Source organism: Algoriphagus lutimaris (genome assembly GCF_017051705.1).
GTDB classification, from domain to species: domain Bacteria; phylum Bacteroidota; class Bacteroidia; order Cytophagales; family Cyclobacteriaceae; genus Algoriphagus; species Algoriphagus lutimaris.
Genome location: NZ_JAFIDJ010000004.1, coordinates 109,348 through 134,950, shown reverse-complemented (window position 1 = coordinate 134,950; position 25,603 = coordinate 109,348). Strand labels below are relative to the sequence as shown.

At 38.5% G+C, this 25,603-nt stretch carries 25 protein-coding genes and 2 tRNA genes; 21 read left to right on the top strand and 6 right to left on the bottom strand.

What is annotated here, in order from left to right; translation table 11 throughout:
- Both JYB62_RS19020 and JYB62_RS19015 read left to right on the top strand, forming a co-directional pair.
- Entirely contained in the window at positions 1-552 is a 552-nt protein-coding gene (locus JYB62_RS19020; RefSeq protein WP_205646988.1) for an outer membrane beta-barrel protein, read from the top strand.
- 113 nt (positions 553-665) lie between these two features.
- Positions 666-1,214, top strand: coding sequence for a porin family protein (locus tag JYB62_RS19015; protein ID WP_205646987.1), 549 nt, complete (start codon positions 666-668; stop codon positions 1,212-1,214).
- A gap of 30 nt (positions 1,215-1,244) precedes the next feature.
- Here the strand turns inward: JYB62_RS19015 and ruvC are convergent, their stop codons facing one another.
- Positions 1,245-1,820: a crossover junction endodeoxyribonuclease RuvC gene (gene ruvC, locus JYB62_RS19010; RefSeq protein ID WP_205646986.1), complete on the bottom strand. Its 576-nt coding sequence runs from the start codon at positions 1,818-1,820 to the stop codon at positions 1,245-1,247.
- Between the two features lie 21 nt (positions 1,821-1,841).
- Here ruvC and JYB62_RS19005 point away from each other — a divergent pair, with 21 nt between their 5' ends.
- From JYB62_RS19005 to JYB62_RS18970, 8 genes are all read left to right on the top strand, one after another.
- Positions 1,842-2,954: a glycosyltransferase gene (locus tag JYB62_RS19005; RefSeq protein WP_205646985.1), complete on the top strand. Its 1,113-nt coding sequence runs from the start codon at positions 1,842-1,844 to the stop codon at positions 2,952-2,954.
- A gap of 19 nt (positions 2,955-2,973) precedes the next feature.
- On the top strand, positions 2,974-3,225 hold the full coding sequence (locus JYB62_RS19000) for a hypothetical protein (protein ID WP_205646984.1): 252 nt from the start codon (positions 2,974-2,976) through the stop codon (positions 3,223-3,225).
- A 2-nt stretch (positions 3,226-3,227) separates the two neighbouring features.
- Positions 3,228-4,439, top strand: a complete 1,212-nt coding sequence (locus tag JYB62_RS18995; protein ID WP_205646983.1) for a PP2C family protein-serine/threonine phosphatase — start codon at positions 3,228-3,230, stop codon at positions 4,437-4,439.
- 2 nt (positions 4,440-4,441) lie between these two features.
- Positions 4,442-5,068, top strand: a complete 627-nt coding sequence (locus tag JYB62_RS18990; RefSeq protein WP_205646982.1) for a polysaccharide deacetylase family protein — start codon at positions 4,442-4,444, stop codon at positions 5,066-5,068.
- Between the two features lie 119 nt (positions 5,069-5,187).
- Positions 5,188-6,174, top strand: a complete 987-nt coding sequence (locus tag JYB62_RS18985; RefSeq protein WP_205646981.1) for a glycosyltransferase — start codon at positions 5,188-5,190, stop codon at positions 6,172-6,174.
- Positions 6,171-6,947, top strand: coding sequence for a TatD family hydrolase (locus tag JYB62_RS18980; protein WP_205646980.1), 777 nt, complete (start codon positions 6,171-6,173; stop codon positions 6,945-6,947). Before JYB62_RS18985 ends, JYB62_RS18980 begins: the two co-directional genes overlap by 4 nt.
- Complete coding sequence (locus tag JYB62_RS18975; RefSeq protein ID WP_205646979.1) at positions 6,944-8,011, top strand: asparaginase; 1,068 nt, start codon at positions 6,944-6,946, stop codon at positions 8,009-8,011. Before JYB62_RS18980 ends, JYB62_RS18975 begins: the two co-directional genes overlap by 4 nt.
- A gap of 95 nt (positions 8,012-8,106) precedes the next feature.
- Positions 8,107-8,194 (top strand) — tRNA-Ser (locus JYB62_RS18970).
- On the opposite strand, the gene JYB62_RS18965 is transcribed toward JYB62_RS18970, so the two are convergent.
- On the bottom strand, positions 8,158-8,766 hold the full coding sequence (locus JYB62_RS18965; protein ID WP_205646978.1) for a hypothetical protein: 609 nt from the start codon (positions 8,764-8,766) through the stop codon (positions 8,158-8,160). The two genes, JYB62_RS18970 and JYB62_RS18965, sit on opposite strands and share 37 nt — an antisense overlap.
- A gap of 746 nt (positions 8,767-9,512) precedes the next feature.
- On the opposite strand from JYB62_RS18965, the gene JYB62_RS18960 reads away from it, so the two are divergent.
- From JYB62_RS18960 to JYB62_RS18930, 7 genes are all read left to right on the top strand, one after another.
- Complete coding sequence (locus JYB62_RS18960; protein WP_205646977.1) at positions 9,513-10,322, top strand: MotA/TolQ/ExbB proton channel family protein; 810 nt, start codon at positions 9,513-9,515, stop codon at positions 10,320-10,322.
- 54 nt (positions 10,323-10,376) lie between these two features.
- Complete coding sequence (locus tag JYB62_RS18955) at positions 10,377-10,706, top strand: hypothetical protein (RefSeq protein WP_205646976.1); 330 nt, start codon at positions 10,377-10,379, stop codon at positions 10,704-10,706.
- A gap of 1 nt (position 10,707) precedes the next feature.
- Complete coding sequence (locus JYB62_RS18950) at positions 10,708-11,343, top strand: ExbD/TolR family protein (protein WP_074226282.1); 636 nt, start codon at positions 10,708-10,710, stop codon at positions 11,341-11,343.
- 1 nt (position 11,344) lies between these two features.
- Positions 11,345-11,809, top strand: a complete 465-nt coding sequence (locus JYB62_RS18945; protein ID WP_074226283.1) for an ExbD/TolR family protein — start codon at positions 11,345-11,347, stop codon at positions 11,807-11,809.
- Positions 11,810-11,872: 63 nt separating this feature from the next.
- A complete protein-coding gene (locus JYB62_RS18940) occupies positions 11,873-13,180 on the top strand; it encodes an MFS transporter (RefSeq protein WP_205646975.1) in 1,308 nt (435 codons plus the stop codon).
- A gap of 11 nt (positions 13,181-13,191) precedes the next feature.
- Positions 13,192-14,661 carry an NAD(P)H-hydrate dehydratase gene (locus JYB62_RS18935; RefSeq protein WP_205646974.1) on the top strand — a complete coding sequence of 490 codons (1,470 nt, stop codon included), beginning with the start codon at positions 13,192-13,194 and terminating at the stop codon, positions 14,659-14,661.
- A gap of 48 nt (positions 14,662-14,709) precedes the next feature.
- Positions 14,710-15,897 carry an MFS transporter gene (locus JYB62_RS18930; protein ID WP_205646973.1) on the top strand — a complete coding sequence of 396 codons (1,188 nt, stop codon included), beginning with the start codon at positions 14,710-14,712 and terminating at the stop codon, positions 15,895-15,897.
- 266 nt (positions 15,898-16,163) lie between these two features.
- Here JYB62_RS18930 and asnS read toward each other — a convergent pair whose 3' ends face one another.
- The gene (asnS, locus tag JYB62_RS18925) at positions 16,164-17,615 is read right to left on the bottom strand and encodes an asparagine--tRNA ligase (protein ID WP_205646972.1); all 1,452 of its coding nucleotides are present in this window, start codon (positions 17,613-17,615) and stop codon (positions 16,164-16,166) included.
- A 177-nt stretch (positions 17,616-17,792) separates the two neighbouring features.
- Here asnS and rpoN point away from each other — a divergent pair, with 177 nt between their 5' ends.
- The gene (gene rpoN / locus JYB62_RS18920) at positions 17,793-19,247 is read left to right on the top strand and encodes an RNA polymerase factor sigma-54 (RefSeq protein WP_205646971.1); all 1,455 of its coding nucleotides are present in this window, start codon (positions 17,793-17,795) and stop codon (positions 19,245-19,247) included.
- Positions 19,247-19,867 carry a PA-phosphatase gene (locus JYB62_RS18915; protein ID WP_205646970.1) on the top strand — a complete coding sequence of 207 codons (621 nt, stop codon included), beginning with the start codon at positions 19,247-19,249 and terminating at the stop codon, positions 19,865-19,867. The genes rpoN and JYB62_RS18915 overlap by 1 nt, the downstream gene beginning before the upstream one ends.
- 83 nt (positions 19,868-19,950) lie before the next feature.
- Here the strand turns inward: JYB62_RS18915 and JYB62_RS18910 are convergent, their stop codons facing one another.
- On the bottom strand, positions 19,951-20,688 hold the full coding sequence (locus JYB62_RS18910) for a porin family protein (protein ID WP_205646969.1): 738 nt from the start codon (positions 20,686-20,688) through the stop codon (positions 19,951-19,953).
- 181 nt (positions 20,689-20,869) lie between these two features.
- On the opposite strand from JYB62_RS18910, the gene JYB62_RS18905 reads away from it, so the two are divergent.
- Positions 20,870-20,943: transfer RNA gene (locus JYB62_RS18905), tRNA-Arg, on the top strand.
- A 226-nt stretch (positions 20,944-21,169) separates the two neighbouring features.
- Complete coding sequence (locus tag JYB62_RS18900) at positions 21,170-21,418, top strand: YgdI/YgdR family lipoprotein (protein ID WP_205646968.1); 249 nt, start codon at positions 21,170-21,172, stop codon at positions 21,416-21,418.
- Positions 21,419-21,453: 35 nt separating this feature from the next.
- Here JYB62_RS18900 and JYB62_RS18895 read toward each other — a convergent pair whose 3' ends face one another.
- Both JYB62_RS18895 and JYB62_RS18890 read right to left on the bottom strand, forming a co-directional pair.
- Positions 21,454-22,680, bottom strand: a complete 1,227-nt coding sequence (locus JYB62_RS18895; protein WP_205646967.1) for an MFS transporter — start codon at positions 22,678-22,680, stop codon at positions 21,454-21,456.
- 121 nt (positions 22,681-22,801) lie between these two features.
- Positions 22,802-25,546 (bottom strand): hypothetical protein, encoded by a 2,745-nt coding sequence (locus tag JYB62_RS18890; protein ID WP_205646966.1) that lies wholly within the window; start codon positions 25,544-25,546, stop codon positions 22,802-22,804.
- Positions 25,547-25,603: the final 57 nt, after the last annotated feature.

Here is a 25,603-nt window from a genome sequence, read left to right as displayed (position 1 = left end):
ATGAGGGTTCTTTTTCTACTCCTTTTATCTTTTGGTCTAATAGGTCTAGTACATGGACAGGCAGGAGTTAGAGCAGGGTTAAGTTCCAGCAATATTACCAATTCCAATGTCAATGCCAGGCTTGGCGCACATGGAGGGGTGTATTACCGTCTTGAATTGGGCTTTTTTGCTATTGAGCCCGGTGTTCAATTTTCCCAAAAAGGCTTTCGGGGAAATGATAGAAATACAGGAAAAATTATCTACGAGCGATTCAATTATGTGGATGCCCCTTTGTTAATAAGAATCAACTTTTTTCCAGACATACATTTGTTCCTAGGGCCTCAGATGTCCTGGTTGATGTCTAGAAAATATGAGCTGGAGGGAGTCGTGGATACAAATATGGATACATTTCCAAAGACTGAATTTGGTGGAGTTGGAGGTATAGGAATTCATTTGCCATATGGATTGAATGTTCAAGCCAGCTTTGATATTGCAAAAAATGACCTAGGAGAATATTATCCAAATAGAAAAAATAAAGGGTTGAAGCTTTCTTTAGGCTTTGATTTCTTTTAATTGATTGAGGTAAGAAGTCTATTAAGTTTTGATCTCAACATCCTTGGTCAAATATTTGTAGAATCTAACCTTTAGTAAACAGAAAAATTTCCAATAATTATTTAATTGATCAAATGAAAAAAATCTTGTTTTTAATATTGACCATAGGGTTTATTGGTGCCGCACAGGCTCAATTTGGATTAAGAGCGGGGTTAAGTTCCGCTAACTTCTCAAATACAAACTATGATGCCAAGATTGCTTTCCATGTTGGAGGGTATTATAAATTTGATTTAGGGGTATTTGCAGTGGAGCCGGGTATTCAGTATTCCCAAAAAGGATATGAAGGCGTAGAAAGTTCATCAGGTAATAAGATCAATGAAAAATTAAATTACATCGATGTTCCGGTCTTAGTAAGGTTTGATTTTCTTCCAATCGTCAATGTATTTGCTGGACCTCAGGCTTCTATCTTAGCTTCCCGAAAATATTCCTTAGGAGGAAATACCTCTACTAGTACGGATGTGATTAGAGGATATGACATAGGAGGTGTAGTAGGCGTAGGAGTCAATCTGCCTTTAGGATTTAATGTTCAGGCGAGTTATGATTTTGGATTGACCAGTTTGAATTATTTTGATACTAACGTCAAGAACAGACTGCTCAAGTTGTCTCTTGGAATTGACCTTTGACAATAAAATTGAAACCCGGTTTGGCCGGGTTTATTTTTTTACTCGATTTGGGTTTTCCTCAATAAAGGATTTCCAACCTTGACTTCTGCCTCTGGTTTGCGTCCTCCCCTCATGGAAATGATGACATAAAGCCACTGCTAATGCATCGGTTGCATCTAGCATTTTGGGGATTTCTGTCAATTTGAAAAGTGTCTGTAGCATAGCTGCTACTTGTTCCTTGGAGGCATTTCCATTTCCGGTTACAGACTGCTTCACTTTTTTGGGAGAATACTCCGTGATTGGAATTTCCCTTGCCAGTGCGGCAGCCATGGCCACTCCTTGAGCTCTGCCTAATTTCAACATAGATTGTACATTAACTCCATAAAATGGGGCTTCCAGTGCAACACTATCCGGTAAATACTCCTCAATGATCCCTGTGATTCTTTCAAAAATTTTCTTGAGTTTTAATTCGTGAGAATTGTATTTCTTCAAATGGATGACTCCATATTGAAGCAATTCATATTTCTTGCCCTCCGTTTTGATCAATCCATAACCCATGACCGTAGTCCCTGGATCTATGCCTAAAATGATTTTTTCCTTAGCCGTATTTTTCACTTCTTTACTCACCCTCGCAAGTTAGCCCAAAAGATGCTAAGTTTTTACCTGATTTGTAATCTCTTCTACTTCTTCCTGCTTTGGAGAATGAGCTTGACATGGCCAAAGGAAAGAGGAGAAGTGAAACATCCTAACCAGCTATTACCTGCTACTTTGGTGATTGCTTTAAGGAATGAAGCGAGGAATTTACCTTCTTTGATTTTGTCGATTAAAAGGAGTTTATCTTCCTTGAAAGAGGTGATTTTGGTAGACGATCATAGTGAGGATGGGACTTTCTTGAAACTTGAGCAACAGTTTTTTAATTCTGAGCTTGTGAAGGTGGTCGCTAGCCCGAGAATTGGGAAGAAAGCAGCAATTAACCATGCCATATCGTTAGCTAGTGGAGAGATAGTCCTTACCTCCGATGCTGATTGTGTATGGGAGAAAACATGGCCTGAGGTAATCTTAACTTCCTTTGAAAACCCACAAATTCAATTGGTGACTGGGCCGATTTTACCCCAGAACCGATCAGGTTTTTTGACAGGATTTCAATTAATGGAGTGGGTGAGTACCTTGCTGGTGACCAATTATAGTTTTGCAATAGGAAAAGCCTTGACATGTAGTGCTGCTAATATGGCGTTTAGGAAGTCTGCATTCCATCAGGTACATGGTTTTGAAGGGAATGAAATTAATCCATCTGGAGATGATGAGTTCTTGCTTAAAAAGATAAAAAGGGAATATGGGGAAACTGCAGTAAAATACCTGCCTATTAAGGAAACCCTTATTCAGACAGTTCCTGAATCCAGTTGGAGTGCATTGATCCATCAAAAAATTAGATGGGCGGGAAAGTGGAAAAGTCACTCTTCTCTATTACATTCCTTGGTAGCAGCTATTCCAGCACTGTTCCAAGTAATTTGGCTTTCAAGTCTGGTAATGCTTTTTTGGGGGAAGATCGAATTTTTGGGCTTTTGTTCAATTTGGATCTTCAAAATCCTAGCGGAAATCGTAGCCTTTGTAAGAATTTTAAGAAGTTTGGGAAAACCTTTCAAATTGCCCGTTTTGATGGGGACTTCCTTCATCCATCCTTTTTATGTTATTTTGGTTGTGTTGGGAGTGATTCGAGGGAAATACGTTTGGAAGGACCGGGTAACCAAAAGATCTGATTAATTTAGCTATTTAATAAGTTATGAGTGAGGAAGAATTTGATGTAATGGATGAACTGTATTTCGTCCAGTCATTTGAATACTTAAAAGAGACACTTGATTTAGGGACTAAAGAAATATTGACCGCCTTGGACTCTTTATACAAACAAGGTTTTATCAAATGTTTGACTGCTCCTGATGAAGAGTGTTTTTATATTGTGAATGTTTTGGAGGAGGGTGAGAAATTATTTTTCCTTGCTACCAAAAAAGGTCTAATGGCCCATAATACGATTTAGCATTGACTACAGAGACAATAAAATATCAACGTAAAGAATTAGAGCTAAAAGCATTGCTCGAAATCACTCAGGCGATCAATGAAAATCAGTCTGAGGTGGTTCTAGCAAATATCTTCAAGTTTACTTGCTTGGTGCATTTAAACATCAAAGCAATGGTATTGTATGTGGCTAAAGAAGGAGCATTTGAAAAAATCATTGCACATGGAGTTAAATCAAAAGTGCCCCAACTGATTCCTTTAGATGATATTATCTCTGAAAAAGATTCTGATCAACTCAGGATAGAACTTCCAGATGGGTATTCGTTTCAGGATTTGGAGACTTATTTGCCGGTTTATCATAAGGATAAAATGCTTGCGATTTTATTCCTCAAAAGGAAAGACCTGTCTCAGGATTTAGACCTGGATTTCACGCAGGCCTTGACCAACATTTTGGTAGTAGCCCTGGAAAATAAACGTTTTGCTAGGAAACAATTGCAGCAGGAGGTGTTGAACAGGGAAATTGCCATCGCGAGTCAGGTTCAGCAAATGTTGTTTCCTGCGGAATTGCCTTTTACTGATAAGCTGAAAGCTAAGGTGACTTATTTCCCACATAGCATGGTAGGGGGAGATTATTATGATCTGATTCAGCGGTCGAAAGATGAAGTGTTCTTTTGTATTGCGGATGTTTCAGGCAAAGGCTTTGCGGCAGCGTTACTAATGTCAAATTTTCAGGCAACCCTTCGCACTTTATTAAGGAGTGATGCGGATCTGAAAATGATTGTGAACCAGCTGAATTTTACACTTTTTGAAAACACAAAAGGAGAGCGATTCATTACTTTTTTTCTGGGTTACTATAATTTTAAAACAAATAAGTTTCATTATGTAAATGCTGGACATAATGCGCCCATCTTGTGCGGGAATATTCCAGGGAAGATCGAATTGTTAAATGCAGGGACCACCATATTAGGGGCTTTTGAAAAACTTCCTTTTTTGGAAATTGATGAAAAAGAGAATCTGAAGGACTTTACAATCCATCTCTATACAGATGGGGTAACTGAAGCAACCAATGAAGAGGGGGAAGAATACGGTGAAGATAGATTGGAAGATTTTGTATTAAAGCACTTATGTGTAGATCCTGATGATTTTCACAGAGAATTTTTTAAGGAAATGAATGATTTTTCTAAGGATATTCCTTTGAGAGATGATTTGACATTATTGAGTCTTAGGTTCCGTTAATCATGGTATTTCATACCGTTCCATTCTTTATTCAGAGATTGTTCCCGAAAAGAATTTGGTCAAAAAATTCAGAAGGAAACCAAGTCTTTTTGACCTTTGATGATGGTCCAGTACCAGGAGTGACCGACTTTGTCCTTCAGGAACTTTCTAAACGAACTATGAAAGCTACGTTTTTCATGGTAGGGGATAATGTTCGGAAGCACAGTTCTTTAGCCAAAGAGGTGCTTTCTCAAGGACACCAATTAGCTAACCATACCTTTCATCATCTTAATGGCTGGAAAACCAATAGAGAAAAATACCTCCAAGACTTTCTGGCTTGTAATCAAATAATAGAGGATCAGCTGGGCGTTCAGACAAAATTATTTCGTCCTCCTTATGGACTGATGACTTCAGCTGAAGCCAGGGAAATTTCGAAAACGCATTCCATTGTAATGTGGAATATGTTGAGTGGAGATTATGACCTAAAACTAGATCACAAAGAGGTACTGAGAAAGTCTGTTGAAAATACAGGACCAGGATCAATCGTGCTATTTCATGATCAACAAAAGACCAGTTCAGTTTTACCCAGAATTTTACCAACTTACTTAGATAAACTTCAAGACAAAGGTTGGACAACGGCAACACTATAATTTTAAATTTGGCATTTTTTGCAGTAAGCATTCTGCTTGTTCAATACCTTGTTCTCATCTTTCGGGCAATATTCTCTTGGATGGATTTTTGCAAACCGAACCCAAATTACTTTCCCAAAGTGTCTGTTTTGGTAGCTTCTAGAAATGAGGAAAAAGATCTTCCTTACTTACTGGCTTCACTTCATGGGTTGGACTATCCTTCTGAGCAACTTGAATTTTTAATGGCGGACGACCAAAGTGAAGATGATACCCTCAGAATATTGAAAGAATGGAAGGAAAGAACTACTAATTGCAAGATTTTTCCTATTAAAGGACAGCAACTGAGGAAGTACCCAATCAATGGAAAAGCAAATGCCTTAGCCATCATGGCTAAAGAGGCAAATGGAGAATTTTTATTTTTTACGGATGCAGATTGTGTGGTGGGTGAAAACTGGGTAAAAGAGGGAGTTAACAGCTTTTCGGAAAAAATAGGTCTTTTGAATGGCGTAACTGAGTTAGAATCTCATACTCTTTTCGCAGAATTTCAAAAAATAGATTGGTGGAATATTTTAGCGATCACCAAAATCGTCTCAGATATGGGAGCTCATACCACTGGGTTGGGAAATAATATGGTGATTTCAAGGAAAGCTTATCTGGAGTCAGGTGGGTTTGAAAATACGGAATTTTCCTGGACCGAAGATTTAGAGATTTCCAGATCCATAAATCGTCTAGGTTTTCAGATACATCAACAAGTCAGTCCTGGCATGCTATTAAAGACCAAAGCGGAAAGAAGCTGGTCGGAATTGTTGAAACAACGAAAACGGTGGCTCAAAGGGGTTGTTTCTTTGCCTTGGAAATGGAAGGTGTCCTTAGGTTTTCACCTGCTCTTTTTCCCGGCTATAGCTTGGATTTTAGCAAGTAATGTAAGCCTAGGATTTGGAATTTGGGGGTTAAAAATCCTTTTACAATCCTATTTTTTAATAGTGGTTTCCAACAAAGCGGGCAGAAAACTTTCTTGGATGATACTGGCAATCTATGATTTTTATTACCTGCTTGCCTCCTCCCTTACTATTCTTTATTATTTTTGGCCTTCCAAAATCACTTGGAAGTCTAGAAATTACTTATGAACCTGATTGAAACCCACGCACATATTTACTCTTCCAAATTCGATTCTGACCGAGACGAGGTAATGGATCAAATCCGTGAAGCCGGAATTGAGCGTGTATACATGCCCAATGTTGATGTTGAAACCATTGATGCCATGTTGGCCTGCGAGGAGAAATACCCTGATCTTTGCATTCCGATGATGGGGCTACATCCTTGTGATGTGAAGGAGGATTTTCAGACACAACTTTATGTGATGGAAGAATGGTTGGAAAAGAGACCATTTGCAGCGGTTGGAGAAATAGGGTTGGACTTGTACTGGGATAAGACTTTTTTCGAGCAACAAAAAGAAGCTTTGAAAATCCAGGTAGATTGGGCGAAGAAAAAGAAACTGCCTGTAGTGATCCACTGTAGAGAATCCATGGATGAAACGATCGAACTCATCAGGCACGAGCAAGATGGTAGCTTGACAGGTGTTTTTCATTGTTTTACGGGTACTTTGCAACAAGCACAAGATATTATTGAGTTGGGATTTTTCTTGGGAATAGGTGGGGTTTCCACTTTTAAAAACGGAGGTTTGGATCAAGTAATTCCACATTTAGATTTAGGGAATTTGGTTTTAGAGACTGATTCGCCTTATCTAGCGCCTGTTCCTTATCGAGGTAAAAGGAATTCTCCAGTTTATTTACCTATAATAGCAGAGAGAATTGGAGACTTTTTAGCAATTTCTAAAGAGGAGGTTGCTAAGAAAACCAAAGAGAATGCATTGAACCTATTCAGGGAGTTTGAGCTATGAATTATAAAATAGTAAGACTAAATACAGGCCTACGTACCAGTAAGACATCATCAGTGTTGATTATATATACTGGTGGAACCTTGGGTATGGCTTACGATGATTCAGGGTCTTTAGTACCATTTAATTTTGGAAAGATTCTGGAAAAGATTCCTATTCTCTCCAATATGAATATTGCGATCACGGTAATTTCATTTCCAGAGCCCATTGACTCTTCTAATGTTTCTATGAAGCATTGGACTGATATGGCATATATTATTTATGAGAACTATGATAGTTACGATGGTTTTGTTGTGCTTCATGGGACTGATACGATGGCCTATTCTGCTTCCATGATGAGTTATATGCTTCAAGGGCTCAATAAACCCGTGATTTTTACGGGAGCACAATTGCCTATTTCGGCGATGCGTTCAGATGCACGGGAGAATTTGATGACTTCATTGGAAATTGCGACCGCGAAAATCAATGGGAATCCAATTGTGCCAGAAGTCTGTATATTTTTTAATCATGTGTTATTGAGAGGAAACCGTTCCAAAAAGGTACAGTCTGTCCACTTTGACGCATTTGAATCAGAGAATTATCCATCCTTGGCGGAAGCTGGGATTGTAATTGATTATAATACGGCTTCCATTAGACCTTATGAACCCAAGAAGGAGCTGGTTTATAAAAATCTGTTGGACAATCGAGTCATGATATTAAAACTATTCCCTGGGATCACCTCCCAAATCATGGATGCTTGTTTTGATATCCCAGGTTTACGAGGAGTGGTTTTAGAAACCTATGGTTCTGGAAACTCTCCAAGTGAAATATGGTTTATGAATTCCTTGGCAAGGGCGGTAAAAAAGGGATTAATCCTCTTAAACGTGTCTCAGTGCAATGGGGGTAGAGTAATTCAGGGAAGGTATGAGACTAGTAAAGAACTTTTGAATGTAGGGGTCATTAGTGGGGCAGATATTACCACAGAAGCTGCAGTTACAAAATTAATGTTCTTGTTAGGACAGTATTCTTCAGCTGAGGAAGTGAAGAAACAGTTGATGGTTCCACTCGCTGGAGAGATGACTACCTAGAGAAATTCAGGATATTTTAGAGTTTGATTTGGAAAGCGGAGGAATAATATTTTTCTTTGCACTCCGATTTGCAATAGCAAGTCAAAATTCAATCTAGAGAGGTGTCCGAGTGGTTGAAGGAGCACGCCTGGAAAGCGTGTATACCCCTAAAGGGTATCGAGGGTTCGAATCCCTTCCTCTCTGCAAAGCCAAGCTAGCAATAGTTTGGCTTTTTTTATTTCCATGAAAAGTAGCAATAGATTATAAAGAAGGGATGAGAGCCCTCGATAAATTAAAAGACCGGGTTCGAAATCGACTGCAAGGAGATTGGCGAGGGGAGGTGCGGCATGGCTTCGGGTATGAGCAATCCCTTCCTCTCTGCAAAGCCAAGCTAGCAATAGTTTGGCTTTTTTTATTTCCATGAAAAGTAGCAAAAGATTATAAAGAAGGGATGAGAGCCCTCGATAAATTAAAAGACCGGGTTCGAAATCGACTGCAAGGAGATTGGCGAGGGGAGGTGCGGCATGGCTTCGGGTATGAGCAATCCCTTCCTCTCTGCAAAGCCAAGCTAGCAATAGTTTGGCTTTTTTTATTTCCATGAAAAGTAGCAAAAGATTATAAAGAAGGGATGAGAGCCCTCGATAAATTAAAAGACCGGGTTCGAAATCGACTGCAAGGAGATTGGCGAAGGGAGGTGCGGCATGGCTTCGGGTATGAGCAATCCCTTTGGCTCTGCAAAGCCAAGCTAGCAATAGTTTGGCTTTTTTTATTTCCATGAAAATTAGCAATAGATTATAAAGAAGGGATGAGAGCCCTCGATAAATTAAAAAACCGGGTTCGAAATCGACTGCAAGGAGATTGGCGAGGGGAACTGGGGCTTGGTGTAATTAAGAAATAATCAAACGAGCTAATTAGCAAAGCCATTCTGATCGTAAACAAAAATGAAATTGATTTTTCTAGAGCCATGGATTGAAGTCTATTTATCTGAGAATCTCAAAAATTCCTGATTCAATAGTTAATTGCTTTGAAAAGGCTATTAGTCTAATTTTTCGACGGGATTGTTACAGAGATGGCAATGAAAAGTTTTATTCCTTGGTTTATTTTAAAAATATTTAACGTTAAAAGATTTAGGAAAGTCTGATAATGGGAAGGATAGAATTGCATTTTTTGTAACTTAGTTGCGAAATCAGTTAAGTTATGTCGGAAAGGGAAAAATATTCAAAGAAATTTTTCTTTGTCTATCTGACTGACGCAAAGGGCTTAAGAGATTGTTTTGGAATGAATTAACACTTGAAAATGGACTATTCTGACCTTTAAATGGCGAATTAGAAGCCTATGACAGTTCAAAGGAATATTTTCCGCTCGTGTAATAATTGCCCCAATTCCGCTTTAAAAGCAGGATTTTTCCAAAAAATCTAAAAGAGTCCATTGTTTTTTGAAATTAAAAAATGATAACTTTAAAACTCGATTTTAGTGTAGAAACCATTTAACCTTTATCAAAAGTCTATTTAAAAATCAAATTATGAGAAAGTTAATCGCTTTGTTCATGCTTGCAGGTATCATGTTTGTTCCTGTTTTCGCAAACGCACAAGAAGCAGCAGCTGATTCTGCAGCTCAAGAAGAAATGGCTCCTGTAGCAGAAGAACCTGCTGCATCACCAACAATCATTGATGACGAGATCATCGTTGAGGAGCAAAGCTTCCACCAAGTAGTTAAAGACAAGTTTATCGAAGGTGATCCTTTGTATATGACTCCAGTATTGATCTGTTTGATCTTAGGTCTTGCTGTAGCTATCGAAAGAATCATTACTTTGAACCTTTCTACGACCAACACCAAGAAATTGTTGGCAAAAGTTGAAGATGCTTTGTCTTCAGGTGGAGTTGAAGCAGCTAAGGATGTTACTAGAAACACCAAAGGCCCTGTAGCTTCAATCTTTACTCAAGGACTTATGAGATACTCTGAGGGTATCGAAATGGTTGAGAAGTCCATCATTGCTTATGGATCCGTTGAAATGGGTAGATTGGAAAAAGGTCTAGTTTGGATCTCTCTTTTCATCTCTCTTGCTCCAATGTTGGGTTTCATGGGTACTGTAATTGGTATGATCGGTGCATTCGACTCTATCGAGGCAGCTGGTGATATCTCTCCATCTCTTGTGGCAGGTGGTATTAAAATTGCCCTTTTGACTACAGTAGCGGGTTTGATCGTAGCGATTATCCTTCAGTTGTTCTACAACTACTGTGTCGCTAAAATTGACTCTTTGGTTAACGATATGGAAGATGCTTCTATCACTTTGGTGGACATCTTGGTGAAGCACAAATTGACTGGTAAGTAAGCCGTCAAAATTTGAGTTTCAATTATTTAAGTTAACCCCGAAGAAAGCTACATTATGGATACTTATGACATTTTATTATACGGTAGTTACTTGCTAATTGCGATTGGAGCTTTCGCTTCTATTGTAATGCCTTTAATCAACTCTTTGAATGATCCTAAGAGTTTGTTGAAGACAATAGTGGGTATCGTTGGCATCTTGGTGTTGTTCTTCATCGCTTACTCTGTTTCTAGCGACGAAGTACTTCCAAAATTTGAAGCAGAACCTTTCAACTTAACCGCAGATGGATCTAAGTTAGTGGGAGGAATGCTTATCACTACGTACATACTTGCGATCTCAGCATTAGCTGGAATCGTAGTAACTGAACTAAACAAAGCGATAAAGTAATATGGCTAGAAAGAAAAATAGAATGGCTCAGGAGGTCAATGCAGGTTCTATGGCTGACATAGCTTTCTTGCTCCTGATCTTCTTTCTCGTCACTACTACTATTGCATCGGATAAGGGTATCTTGAATGTACTCCCTCCAAAAGTGGATCCTAACGTTCCGCCACCAGACATTCAAAAGAATGAGCGTAACATCTACACCATTCTTGTCAACGCGAACGATGATCTTCTTGTAGAAGGAGAATACAGAGAAAGTGCCGATGGTCTTGATAAGGATGTTAAAGCATTTGTATTGAATTTCGGCGCGCCGGATGAAGAAGCAGTTGCTCTTTACAATTCTTTGCCAGCTTCTCTTCAAGCAGAGGCAGCTAGAAATCCTGAATCTTCTGACTATCCAAGTGAAGCTGTTGTTTCCATCAAAACAAATAGAGGTACTAGCTACGAAAAGTATCTTGAAGTATTGGATTTGGTGAAAAAGGCTTACTTCGATATCTATGCAACTAGAGCAAACTTGTCAACTGACGAGTATAGAGCTCTTAGTGGTAAAGATGACGCAGAACAAGCGCTTATAGACAAAGGAAAAGAAGGCATTGCAATGCAAATTTCCATCGCAGAACCAGATAAACTAGGAAGCAATTAATATGGGAAAGTTCGGTAAGAAAAATAAAGTCTCTGAGAATATCCCAACCTCGGCGTTGCCGGATATTATCTTCATGCTTCTTTTCTTCTTCATGGTAACTACCGTGTTAAGAGATCAGGAGATATTGGTTGAGCAAAAAATTCCTCAAGCTACTCAGCTTCAGAAATTGCAAAAGAAAACATTGATTTCTTACATCTTCATTGGTAAGCCTAAGAATACATCATTGTACGGAACTGAACCAAGAGTTCAAGCTAACGATGCCTTGATGTCAACTGACGAAATTGTTCAGTGGGTGAACCAAGAAAGAGATGCATTGCCTGAAGCGGACCGTGGAGGGATTACAATTTCAATGAAAGTGGATAAGGATGTTAAAATGGGTCCTATCTCTGACGTTCAAACAGAACTTAGAGAAGCGGATGCTAGAAGAGTTCTTTACGCTTCTGTTGGTAAAGTTGTAAAAGACTAAATAGAAACAATTCAGTATATTTAAAGCTATCCCGATGCCGGGATAGCTTTTTTTGTTTACCCCATGCTAGCAACACTACAAAATAAAAAGAAGGTCCAAAACGGTTGGGCCATGTATGACTGGGCAAATTCTGTTTATAGCCTGGTAATCACTTCTACCATATTTCCGGTTTATTACAATAATGTCACCAAAGCAATCGATGGTAGTGACAAAGTGAATTTCTTTGGTTTTGAAATGATCAATACAGTTCTGTATTCTTATTCCATTTCCTTTTCCTTCCTAATCATTGCCTTGATCTCCCCATTATTGTCAGGGATAGCTGATTCCACTGGAAAGAAATTAAGCTTTATGAAATTCTTTGCCTACTTAGGGGCTATCTCTTGCGTAGGGCTTTTCTTCTTTGATGGGAGTAACCTTGAATTTGGAATCATATGTAGTGTGCTTGCTAGTATAGGATATGCTGGGAGTATTGTGTTTTATAATGCCTACTTACCGGAAATTTCCGAGGAGAAAGAATATGACTTTTTGAGTGCAAAAGGCTTTGCATTGGGATACATAGGGTCGGTGATTTTACTGATTCTTAATTTATTGATGATTCAGTTTCCTGAAGCCTTTATGATTCCTGATGGTGGAATTGCTGCCCGACTATCCTTTTTGATTACTGGAGTCTGGTGGGCTGGATTTGCTCAGATTACTTTTAATGTGTTGCCTAAAAACCCTTTTGGGAAAAATGTTACAAGAGAGATTTTATCAAAGGGGTATAAAGAAATCCGTAAAGTGTTTTTTGAGGTGAGGAAAATTGGAGTCATGAATAAGTTTCTCGCTTCTTTCTTCTTTTATTCGATGGGAGTACAAACGGTAATGTATTTGGCAGCGAGTTTTGGGGATAAGGAATTAGGGCTTCCTGGAGATCAATTGATCTTAACCATTTTGATTATTCAGTTTGTGGCTATTATCGGAAGTTATTTCTTTGCCTTTTTATCCAAGAAGTATGGAAATAAATCCAGTTTGGTGATCATGGTCATCATTTGGATCTTTATCTGTGGTGCAGCATATTATGTGTATACAGTTTATGAGTTTTTTGCTTTGGCTTTTGTCGTAGGATTGGTAATGGGAGGAATTCAATCTTTATCAAGGTCTACCTTTTCCAAATTGATTCCAGAATCTACCACGGACCACGCCTCTTATTTCAGCTTTTATGATGTTACCGAGAAAATGGCTATTGTATTAGGGACATTTTCTTATGGCGTGATCGAACAGCTTACCGGAAGTATGCGAAACAGTTCCTTGACCTTAGGGATCTTTTTCCTCGTAGGTTTAGGTTTCTTACTATTAGTTACAATTCCTAAAAGTCAATTAAACGCTTCTTAATCTCTGTTCCCATGAAAAAGATCCTTCAAGGTGCTCAAGTAAAAGAGTTAGATGCTAAACATATTTCAATATCCGGGCAGTCTAGCCAAGAATTAATGGAAGTGGCTGCCTTGGGGTTTGTGGATTGGTATGTAGCACAAGATCAATTCAAAGAGTTTGGGGTGTTGATTTTTGTGGGAGCTGGAAATAATGGAGGAGACGGACTTGCAATCGCTAGGATTTTGACAAATCAAGGTGTTCAAGTGTCTGTGGTTCTTTGTTTTACTGATCCAAGTAAATTATCACCCGACGCGTCAGTCAATTGGGAATTGCTTCCTAAATCCATTCAAATAATCGATTTCAAGGAATTAAAGTATAAAGGTGATTTAGTTCTGATTGATTGTTATTTTGGAGTCGGACTTACAGGGTCTTTAAGGGAATCAAGTATTCCATTCATTGATTACATAAATGAGTTCTCGGGCCCTGTTGTTTCGGTAGATCTCCCAAGTGGTCTTCCCTCTGAAACCATCCACCAGGGTTTAGCTGTAAGAGCAGACTTTACCGTTACTTTTGCTTTTCCAAAATTGTCTTTACTACTTCCTGAAAATGCTGAGTACGTAGGAGAGTTGGTATTAGTGGATATTGGGATTGAGGAAGGGACCTCTAAAGGCTTTGATTCAAACTTCTATTATTTAGAGAGAAAGGATATTCCTGCACTTCACAAATCTTTCCATCGGTTTTCCTATAAAGGTGACTATGGGAAAATTTTAATTGCCGGTGGTAGTCCTGGAAAAATGGGAGCATTGATTTTATGTGCAAAAAGCGCTTTGAGAACAGGTACTGGCCTTGTTACCTGCCATATCGAAGATTCAGAAAGAGATATCATCCAAACAGCAGTTCCTGAAGCCATGGCTTCTTGGGGCTTGATTGCAAATCTGGAATATTACGATTCGGTTGGGATAGGACCAGGTTGGGGGCAAGATGGAAGAGTTCATTTATTGACTCAGATTTTGAAGGAATTTAAAAGTCCGGTAGTGATAGATGCGGATGGCTTGAATATTTTAGCAAGAAGTAAGGAGTTGCTTGAACTTGTTCCTAAGAAATCAATTTTAACACCACATATAGGTGAATTTTCCCGACTAGTAGGTCCTGCAAAGGATCATTTGGAGCGACTGGAAATGGCTAAAGAGTTTTCGGTTACCCACCAGTTAATTCTCGTTCTTAAAGGAGCTAATACGGTCATTTCTTTGCCAGACGGTAGACAGATTTTTAATTCTTCCGGCACCAAATATATGGCAACTGGTGGTTCTGGAGATGTGTTGACAGGAATGATTACTTCCTACTTGGGGCAGGGATATGAACCTGAAAATGCTGCTATTTGTGGGGTGTATCATCATGGGTTGGCAGGTGAAATTACTGGAGTCAAGAAGAGGAAGGGACTAATTGCCTCTGACTTGATTGAGGCAATTCCTGAGACCTATGCCCAACTAAATATCTCTTAGAATAAGACGCTTTCTGTGTCTATATAATTTACCTCATGCATCCCTTTTATGAAGAATGAAAAGTTTCTTCTTTGGACTTTAGCATTAATCAATTTTATCCATATCGTGGATTTTATGATTTTGATGCCATTAGGTCCACAGTTAATGAGAATATTTGAAATCAGTCCAAGAGAATTTGGTCTGTTGGTTTCTTCTTACACATTCAGTGCAGGAATTTCAAGTTTTTTTGGAGCGTTTTTTCTCGATCGATTCGATAGAAAGAAGATCTTATTATGGGTGTATATGGGCTTTACCTTGGCCACATTAGCTTGTGCATTATCTCCAAGTTATTCTATATTATTAGTTGCAAGAGTTTTATCAGGACTCTTCGGTGGACTTACTTCCGCCTTGATTTTAGCAATTATAGGAGATGTTATTCCTGATCAAAGAAGAGGGAGAGCCATGGGATTGGTTATGGCTGCATTTTCTGTAGCATCAGTATTAGGTGTTCCACTTGGTTTGTTTTTGGCAAGTCTATCCAATTGGCATACTCCATTTTTTATTCTTACTGGTACTTCTTTGTTGAGCCTGGTGATGGTTTTTAAGTATATTCCATCGATCAGAGATCATTTAGATCAAGGATATTTGAGACCCAACCCCATGTTGGTAATTTCCCGGGTTATAGGAGATTCCAATCAAATGAGGGCAATTTCCTTGTCCGTGATGATGATGTTTGGTCAGTTTATGATTATCCCTTTCTTAAGTCCCTATACTGTATCAAATATTGGCTTTACCGAGATGCAATTGACCTACATTTATATGGCTGGGGGAGCCTTTACTATTTTCACTTCTCCTTGGGTGGGTAAACTTTCAGATAAATATGGAAAACTAAAGATTTTTACCATTTTCATGTCCTTGAATGTAATTCCAATAGCAATTATTACCCATTTGGGAGTTACTCCAATCTTTTTTGTTTTAATGGTTTCCACACTATTTTTTGTGACCTCCAATGGTCGTTTTGTTCCTGCAGCAGCTTTGATTACGGGAACTGCGAAACCTGAGAATAGGGGTAGCTTTTTGAGTTTTAATTCTGCAGTCCAACAAATGGCAACTGGGTTAGCGTCGCTAATTGCAGGGGTAATTATAGGGGAGAACGCAGCTGGGGAACTCACCAACTTCAATATAGTGGGGTATGTAGCAATCTTCTTTAGTTTACTCTGTATTCCTTTGGCCAGAAGGATAAAAGTGGTGAGTTGAGCTAAGTTTTGAGGAATTTGAATTAATAGAATAATTCAGAGGATTACCCAATAAAGGGATTGTCGAATAAAAGAATTGAAAAAAACACTTTACGTTTTGCAAGATGCAATACAGAATTGAAAGGTGCTATATGGAGAAGTGTCCTGTTAGGGTTGTTTATCATCCCGAGTTTTATCATTCACAGGTACATTTTGTTTTGGGTGACCTTCTAGATGGTCACTTAAGGAATCAAAAAAATCCCCGACATATATGCCGGGGAGTGATGATTAAAATTCTGCGTTTCCAGGAGTTCTAGGGAATGCAATCACATCGCGGATATTGCTCATACCTGTTACGAACAAGACCATTCGCTCAAATCCAAGTCCAAAGCCTGCATGAGGGGTAGTACCAAATCTTCTGGTGTCTAAATACCACCACATTTCATCCTGTGGAATATTCATTTCCTCCATTCTTTGAGTTAGTACATCCAGTCTTTCTTCTCTTTGAGAACCTCCAACAATTTCACCAATTCCAGGGAATAGGATATCCATAGCTGCTACAGTTTTACCGTCCTCATTTTGACGCATGTAGAAGGATTTGATTTCCTTTGGATAATCCGTCAATATTACTGGCTTCTTAAAGTGCTTTTCCACTAAATAGCGTTCGTGCTCTGATTGTAAATCTGCGCCCCACTCATCAATAAGGTAAGCGAATTTCTTTTTCTTGTTGGGCTTGGAGTTTCTAAGGATATTAATTGCCTCTGTGTAAGTAAGTCTTTCAAAGTCATTTTCGACCACGAATTTCAACTTATCAAGTAATCCCAATTCACTTCTTTGGTCTTGAGGCTTTCCTTTTTCTTCTTCAGCAACTCGTTGATCCAAGAATTTGAGATCTTCCGCACAATGATCCAAAGCATATTGGATGACATACTTTAAGAAGTCTTCTGCGAGATCTTGGTTGTCTTCTGCGTCATAGAATGCCATTTCAGGCTCGATCATCCAAAATTCAGCCAGGTGTCTGGCAGTATTCGAATTTTCAGCTCTAAAAGTAGGTCCAAAGGTATAAATCTCAGATAGAGCAAGAGCAGCTAATTCACCTTCCAATTGACCGGAAACAGTCAAGTTGGTCTCTCTTTCAAAGAAATCTTCCGAGTAGTCGACCGCTCCTTCTTCGTTTAAAGGAGGGTTCTTGAGATCCAGTGTAGTTACTTTAAAAGTTTCCCCGGCACCTTCAGCATCCGAAGCGGTGATGATTGGTGTATGGATATAGAAGAATCCTTTATCGTTGAAATATTTATGTACCGCAAAAGCCAAGGCATGTCTTACTCTGAAAACAGCGCCAAAGGTATTGGTTCTCATTCTCAGATGTGCAATCTCTCTCAAAAACTCAAGAGAATGTTTTTTAGGCTGAAGAGGGTATTTTTCAGGATCTGCCTTACCCAATATTTCAATTGAACTAGCATTCAATTCAGAAGCCTGTCCAGCTCCCATGGACTCCACTACCTTGCCGGTAACTTTAAGACAAGCTCCTGTAGCACAGTTTTTCAAGATGTCTTCTGAGATCACATTTGGGTCTGCGACTATTTGGTAATTCGTAATGGTAGATCCATCATTAAGAGCGATGAATGAAACATTCTTGTTACTTCTTTTAGTGCGTACCCAGCCCATCAGTGTCACTTCTGAACCTATCGGACTTTCATCCAGGATGGTCTTGATTTTGACCCGTTTGTTAAATGCCATTAGGAGAATTTATTTAAGGAAAATATCTATTTCCGATGATAGTAAAGTGGAATGCAAAAAAACGATTAAATAAGCTTTTTATCAAAAAATTGTTTGTTTTTCCTAACTTTGGGTATGAGGCTTTTTCACTTGAAAAGGCCTTTTTTGAACCCAAATATTGGTTTTATCTGATTTCTAATGCAAAAGCTAAACCTTAGCCAGTCACTTTCACAGAAACTTTCTCCTCAACAGATCCAATTTATCAAATTGTTGCAGGTGCCAACTGCAGAATTGGAGACTAGAATTGAGGAAGAGTTGGAGATTAATCCTGCTCTGGAAGAAGGGAAGGATGAAGATTCAGATAGTACTCAAGACGATTTTGAAGATAGTTACGAGGAAGATTCTGTGCAGGATGATAGAGATGTTAACATTGACGATTACCTCGATGATGAATATGGAGGTTATAAGATGCAAGGCGATGGGAATTATAGCCCTGATGAAGAAGATCGGGAAATCCCGATTTCCAGTCAGTCATCCTTGCATGAGCAATTAGTTTCTCAGCTTAATTTTCTAAAGTTGGATGATCGACAAAGAATCATCGGGCAACAATTGATTGGCAGTATTGAAAACGATGGCTACATACGTAGAGACTTAGATGCGATAATTAATGACTTGGCATTTAGCCAAAATATTGAAACAGATATCGATGAACTGGAGGAGATTTTAAGAAAAATTCAAGGGTTTGACCCTGCTGGAATCGCTTCAAGAAATCTTCAGGAATGTCTGACTCTTCAGCTTGAAAGGAAAGAACATCCAGAAGATCCTACTGTAATTCATGCTCTTCGTATTATTCATGACTGCTTTGATGAGTTTACAAAAAAGCACTACTCCAAAATTCAAAAGAAGTGTGATTTAACTGAGGAGGAGACGAAAGAAGCTGTAAATCTTATTACGAAACTAAACCCAAAGCCAGGAGGAGTGGCGGATGGATTGGTTCGTACCCAATACATAATTCCTGATTTCATTCTGACAAATAATGGCGGCAAAATGGAAATTAGTCTAAATTCCAGAAATGCACCCGAGCTTAGAATTTCAAGGTCTTATTCTGAAATGTTTGATGCGTATGACAAGAGTGATAAGAAGGATAAGAAGCTCAAAGAGACTGTTTCTTTTGTCAAGCAGAAATTAGACGCAGCAAAATGGTTTATTGATGCCATCAAGCAACGACAAAACACTTTGCTAAGGACCATGGAAGCGATACTTACTTATCAAAAGGAATTTTTTATCGATGGAGATGAGACTAACCTTCGTCCTATGATTCTAAAAGATATTGCAGAGAGAATAGATATGGATATTTCCACCGTATCTCGTGTAGCAAACAGTAAGGCTATTCAGACAGAATTTGGAGTATATCCTTTAAAATATTTCTTTTCGGAAGGAATTTCCACAGATAGCGGGGAAGATGTAAGTAATCGTGAAGTGAAATCTGTGTTGCAGGCTATGGTGGATCAGGAGGATAAGAAGAAGCCGTTATCCGATGATAAGCTTGTGAAGATGCTCAATAAAAAGGGGTATAATATTGCGAGAAGGACCGTGGCAAAATATAGGGAACAACTTCAAATACCGGTTGCAAGACTAAGAAAAGAACTCTAGTGCCTAGATTTATTGCTTTATTTGTATCTGTAGTTTTTCAGCCTTTGCTAGTCCCCACTTTGGTGTTTGGATTGATCTTGTACTTAGTGCCGGAGGCAAGCAGTATTCCAGATGTTTTTAAAAACAGAATCTTCCTTTTAATTGTCTTATCTACCCTAGCCATACCGATGGTGACTATTTTTGGTTTAAGACTGAGTGGTACTTTAAAAAGTATCCATATGGTCGATATAAAGGACCGTATTGTGCCATTTATTGTGACTACCATCTATTTTTTATTGACTACTTATTTTCTACATGATAAGAATGAATTGGATCCGATTCTTTGGCAGGTATTAGGCATCATATCTGTCTCAATTGTAGGTTTGACGCTGGTGACATTTTTTTGGAAAATGTCTGCGCATATGACTGGACTGGGGGGCTTAGTGGCGACAGTTATTGTGCTAAACTTGAAATTTGCCAACTTTGATGCATTATATCCATTATTGGGAGTTATTGTGCTCTCCGGCTTAGTAGCTACTTGTAGACTGTATTTAAATGCACACAAACCACTGGAAATTTATTTAGGCTTTTTGTACGGCTTTATCATTTGTTTTTTAGGGTTTGAGTTGATTTACCCCTGATTTTTAAAGAGGTCCTTCTCGAAAAAAATAGCATAAAAAAAGCCGGATTTAGTTTCCGGCTTTTTTTGATATGATTAATTGGATTAGAAGACATTGACTGCAACCCCAAAGTTAAGTTGTGTTGCTCCCGTTCCAATCGGCCCCATTCCTTCTTGGAATGTTTTATTCAATCCGTAGTACATCCAGGCATAAAAACCGGGCGATCCTGCTTTTAAGGTCAATCCATATCTAAATTTCTCAAGTCCATAGTTCTGTGAATCCTTGATTTTTCTTTCTAAACCATCGGAATCAGTGAATTTAATTTTAGAATGTGCTTCATAAAGCAAACCTAACTTTGCTCCAATCGAAACTCTGAACCCTTTGTAATGATTGGTTTTATTGAAGTGATATGTTAAATCCAATGGAAAGTCAATATAGTTTGCCGCAAAGGTGTTTTTATCCAGACGGATATTCTCTCCATATACTTCTGTTACTTCAATTAGATCACTGGATTCAGGTCCTTTCGTTTCATCGTTAAACAGGTTTTTCCCATCTTTGAAAGCATATTTGTCTGTCCCAAAGCCAATACCTGGATCGAATGTAAATCCAGAAGTTTCACCAAATATTTTAAACGGGTGCTGGAAATAAACATTGAAAGTCCTGGAACCAAAGAAGTTCAGGCTCATGTCCTCAGGTCGGTTGTTTAATTGGTTAAATCCGAACTCAAAAGATAAGTTGCTTGGAATATTTGGTCTTCCTCCAATTGGAGTTTTTGGTTTTTCCTGAGCAAAAGCGGTTTGGAATAAAACCAAAGCGAACAAAATAGTGTATAATTTTTTCATTAAATAAGGATTGAATTTCAAATTCATCGCGGGCAAAAATATGAATTCCTTTAGGAATTACCCTGTTTTTAGTCTTAATTATTCTTAAGTGGTGATCAAGTTTAAATTTACAAAAAGATCTTTTTCTACCTTGTACTTGTTTGGAATAAAAAGAAAAATAAATACCTTTGCATTCCATTTCGGCTTCGTAGCTCAACTGAATAGAGCACCTGATTACGGCTCAGGAGGTTTCAGGTTTGAATCCTGACGAGGTCACAAAGCTCATCCATATCGGTTGAGCTTTTTTTGTTTCCAATAAAACTGTTAAAGGAGGTTTCAGTCCGCGATGGTAATCGTGGTGAATCCTGGTAAATTCATTTTAATTACTAAAAGAAAATCCTTGAATCAGTGGAAGGAGGAGTTAATGTATTTCCCAAATTGAAATCAGTTTTTATAAGAACTATTTTTTGATCATTTTAGCTTTGCATTTCTGTAGGAATAAATGAAAAAAGTTATCCCATTATTATTTCTTTTCATGGGTTGTAGCCTGTTTGAAGACACTAAATTAGTAGATATTCAAAAATTTGATGGTCCTTGTGTGATCACATTGAAAGATGGATCTACGATTGAGACCATAGGAGGTATAGAAGTGTCAAAAAGGTATGAAGGTATTACTTATCGAGATGAGGAGGGGAAGATTTGGTCTCTTTTTAAAGAAGAATATACTTCCTATTCATGCGGAAACCAATAAAGCAAAAAAAAGCAGCCCGAAGGCTGCTTTAAATTTTAGTGTGCTACTGCGGTAACTGGTTTAGATCCTTTTTGCCAGAAATAGAAAATGGTGAATAATACAATTAATATCGCAGGGAATAACATTATGTTTTGAAGAGTAGCTTGGCCTGCTGCTAATTCTAAGGCTTCACCAGATAGTCCTTCAGCTGATTTTTCAGCAAGTGATCCATCAATCCAGGATCCAATTACTGGTTGCCATATTGCAGTAGAAAACATGCCTATACCTCCAATGATTGACATCCCTAAAGCACCGCTTAAAGGAACTCTTTGAGCTACTGAGCCTACCATTACTGGCCAGAAATAGCCTACTCCTAAAGCAAATATAACAGCTGCAGCATAGGCTAAAGGCCCTGTAACTGTACTAAATAAATAAATACCAAGAGTAGCTAATATAGATCCTGCAAGTAATACTCCTGTTTGGCCTAATTTGCTGACTACTGGTCCTGCAAAGAATCTGGCGACAGCCATTACCCCTGTGGTTAAAGCCAGTATCAACATAGGACTAGCTCCACTAGCTCCCATAATTAATCCTACCCATTGCTGTGGTCCAAACTCTGAAATTGCAGTTAGAGACATTGCAATGAATAAGAAGATAAATACTGGTGAAAACATTGCCTTTAGATTCTGAGTAATAGACATAGCTTCATCTTCATGTGGCTTAGGGAAGGTTTTGCCGAAGAAAAGTACTGCATAGATGATAGTAGGTATCATGAGTATCCACATTTGCATTTGCCAACTGGCACCGAAATCTGTCATAAACTTTGAAATCAAACTTCCCACTACGATTCCACCTGGAAACCACATATGAAATCTATTGAGCATTTTATTCATTTTGACTCCGGTATACATATCTGCAATCATTGGATTACAAGCAGCTTCAGTACATCCATTTCCAAAACCAATAAATAGTGTCGATAACAATAAAGTTGTGTATCCGCCTGCGAAAATTGTAAGAATAATCCCCAAAGTGTGCATTACAAATGCGATCCGCATAATATTAGCGGGTCCAACAACGTGGTAGAATAATCCTCCAAGTATCATTGAAATAGGGAACCCAAGGAACCACATAGAGTTGATGAATCCCAATTGTTCTCCATTTAGGCCGAATTGTTCTCCTAACTGGGGTAAAATTCCTGCCCTAATAGCAAATGTAAAGGCAGTTGTGATTAGTGCGAAGCAACTTGCATTGAAGAGTGCACTTTTGTTGATGGTTTGAGTCATAAGCTAGGTATTTTGGTTACTGGGTCATTAAAAGAAAATTTGAAATGGCTTTGAAAATAGGAAAAATATCGGATTAAGGCTTTTCCGATTATATAAAAATTTTAAAGAATCTGGATATTATTTACTCTATAACTAACAGTGAGCTAGTTACCTTATCCTCAAAACCAAATTCATTATTTCGTAACAACAAAATGACCACATAAGTCCCGCTTGGAATATTTTTTCCGTTGACTGTTCCGTCCCACTGTAAAACAGGTGTCTCCACCGGGATTTCACTGGTCAAATCATGATGGATTAAGGTTCCTTGCCTGTTTAAAATGAATAGCTCCGCCTCAGAAACCCCTTCACTTAACAAAACTCTAAAATCTTTATCAGGTTGATTTAAGATCATAGCGTTGGGATATACTACTTGGAAATTACAAGCATCATAGGTGTTGAATTCTGCAGTAAATTCACAACCATCTTCTGTGGTTACAACTAAGACATAATCACCAATTTCTTTTGGCTTATAGGTGGGAGAGGTAGATACCAATTGATCTCCAAAGAACCAATTATAAGTTGCAAAATCCCCTGGATCTATAGCAGGAATCGTATTATTCTCAATGGAGCAAAATGCATAAGAATCCTCTACTTGTGGAAGAGTCGTAAAAGTGCTTTCTTCAACTTCTATTTGGTTTCTACCCAATTCACAGCCCAACTCACTGTAGACAACTACTTCATAGGTTCCTACTTCCACTGCTGGAATCTCCATCCAATCGTCCAATGCGGTTAGATTCTCTCGATTTCCATTTAAGTCAAAAAAGATCCATTCAATGTGATCTACGACCTCTTCATCAGTAGTCAAAGTAATGGTTCCTTCATAAGGTTGTGGACAAATCTTGGTAGCTTCGAGTTCAGTATCAACTCTAAAAACCGGTTCAACTACCTCGAAATAAATCTTTTCAACAGGGCAATAGCCACTTCCTAATGGTTGCACTATCAAAGAATAGGTGCCATAAGCTGTTGGGTAGAAAAAAGGACTTCTTCCTACTATTTCTCCATCTGAATTTTGCCATCGAATACTAGCATTTTCAGGTTCTATCCCTTCAATAGTGGCCTCAAACACTTTGTTTCCAAAACAGTCCTGTTCGATTAATTGATAATTAAATGAAATTGATTGTGAGATGGAGGCGGTGAATTGTCTTCTCTTCGGACATAGTCCCAAACTCGCATCATCAGAGATTCCTAATATTTCATAATCTCCTGGTTCTGTCAATGAAAAGGCACCATTTGACCCTATTTGTTCCTCATGTCCATCTGGGAAAGTTAGGGTAAATGTTAAGTCCCCTTCAGTTTCTGGGATCAAATCAAAGGTTTCACAAATATTGATGGATTCAGGAACAGAATATTCCACCTGCTTTTCAGTTTCAATTATTACTTCTTCCATAGGGTAAGTACACCCTCCCATGATAAACTCCAGCACGTATTTTCCCCCTAATAAATCGACAGTTTTGCTGGTCTCATTGACCATTTCCCCATAGGTGATTTCTCCCTCGGTTTCTTGCAAGACCCTAAAGGAACCTGTGACAGGCTCATCAAATTCAAAAGCCAATTTTCCTCGAGATACTCCGGTAGGACTACAGGTTTCAGGTTCTTTTGTGATATTTACATTTACCTGAGAAGGAGGGGAATTTGTCAGAGGTGGATCCATGGCTTCCAGCTTTATCAATTCTGTTACTTCACACCCGTTTTTATAGGCTTTAACGGTATATACCTTAGGTTTAAGATTAGAATAGGAAAGCGTTTGACCAATAGAAACACCTAGTTCAGTTAAACCAAGCTCTGGAATAAATAGGTAGTCAATGTCGGATTGTGCAGTTACCTGAAAGCCTCCAGATGGGTCAGAACAGTCTTCAGGCTGATTTGTCATGCTTAGTTGTATTTTTGGGACTTCATTTACAAAAAAGAATTTTCTTCTCTCGGATCTACAATTAGGGAATTCCTCATTTACTGCACTGAAGTATACTTCAAAATATCCTGTACCGTCGATATCCTCAGGTTGAATAACCTTTTCATATCCTTCACCAATGCTTATTTTGGTGGTCTCAGTATCTTTTCTAATGAACCATTCACCAGAAAGAGGAGTATCCAATGAGAAAGTGATGTTCTCTCCTTCGCAGATTTGCTCTGAACTTCGGATTATTTTAAAATCTATAGGAGGGCCTACGAAAGTTGAACCAGTAATTAGACAATCTTGTCCACCTTCAGAATTGGTTAAAAAGATTTCTACTTTATAATAACCTTCATAATAAGCTTGAATGGTATTGCCAGAAGCAATTTCATTATCCAAAACGTCTTTCCAGGTAATAGTGTATTCACTTATGTTTGGAGTTTTGTCGGGATTGATCGCTGTAAGTTCGGCATACCCCCCATTACAAAGTAGGTAATCTGGTTCTAATGCTAATTCAGGGCCTTTTTGAACAGTAACTTCCATAGTTTTTTCATAGAAATCACTTTCATTATTTCTCCTTACATTCAGCTTGACTTGGTATTTACCAGTTTCATTAAAGGAAATTTTAACCGTCTCATACTGGACTCCTCCACCGGATTGGTTGAATATGACTTCCCCGTTTTGGTCGGTGACTACCCATGTGTAGACATCTGTGTCGGGATCACCCCCGCCGCTAAAGGTTCCTATAACTCCTCCAAAAACAATACATAAGTATTCTGGACCAATTAGTTCCAGTACTCCAAAATCGTCAGTGAGCATTCTGTGAATATCTTTTACGGCGCTTCTGGAGGTTAAAGGGGATGAAACAGTCAACAAACTGATCAAGGCATATATGATTCCAATCTTCCAGCTAGGAAATTGGTCTTTAGCTCGCAAAATTTTTACTTATTTAAGTGTCTGTAAATTTACATGATCTGATTCAGAAAGAATTGA